This window comes from Paenibacillus sp. 01T422, assembly GCF_056398785.1.
Genome location: NZ_JBFTQB010001500.1, coordinates 1 through 681, shown reverse-complemented (window position 1 = coordinate 681; position 681 = coordinate 1). Strand labels below are relative to the sequence as shown.

The following is a 681-nucleotide window of genomic DNA, read 5'->3' as shown; positions in this document are numbered from 1 at the left end:
ATGTATAACGACTGGCCGGTGTTTCTGGTTGTCCTCTCCGATGTAAGTAAGATCGAATTTCTCAGGCATCTGGAAATCCAGTTGGATTGTCCCACACTGCCAGCTCCTCTTGAGCGCATCTAAAATGTGGAAATCGATCTTGGGTCCATAGAATGCCCCATCGCCTTCATTGACATGATATTCGATACCAAGTTTGTCCAGGACATTTTGTAAAGATTGTTCAGCCTGCTGCCATAGCTCTTCTGAACCCATTGAATCTTCGGGCCGCGTAGATAGCTCGACCTTGTACTCAAAGCCGAGTACTTGATAAACGTGATCAATCAGGGCAATAACACGGCTAATTTCATCCTCAATTTGTTCAGGCAAAACGAAAAGGTGTGCGTCGTCCTGACAGAATGTACGGACCCGCATCATCCCGTTAAGCGCTCCGGAAAGTTCGTGGCGGTGAACTTGGCCAAATTCGGAAAGACGTATAGGCAATTCCCGGTAGGAATGTAAGCTGTTTTTAAAAATAAGCATGTGTCCTGGACAGTTCATCGGTTTAAGCGCAAATTTTGTTTCATCCACGTTGGTGAAGTACATGTTATCCTTGTAATGATCCCAATGTCCCGATTGCTCCCAAACCCGATTATTCATCATAAGCGGTGTACGTACTTCATCGTAGTCGCGCTGCCTCTGTAA

The 681-nt window shown here is 45.8% G+C and carries 1 protein-coding gene; it reads right to left on the bottom strand.

Going from position 1 to position 681, the window contains the following annotated elements:
- Positions 1-681: aminoacyl--tRNA ligase-related protein (locus AC1DUA_RS39835; RefSeq protein ID WP_477504905.1), on the bottom strand; the 681-nt coding region annotated here is incomplete at both ends.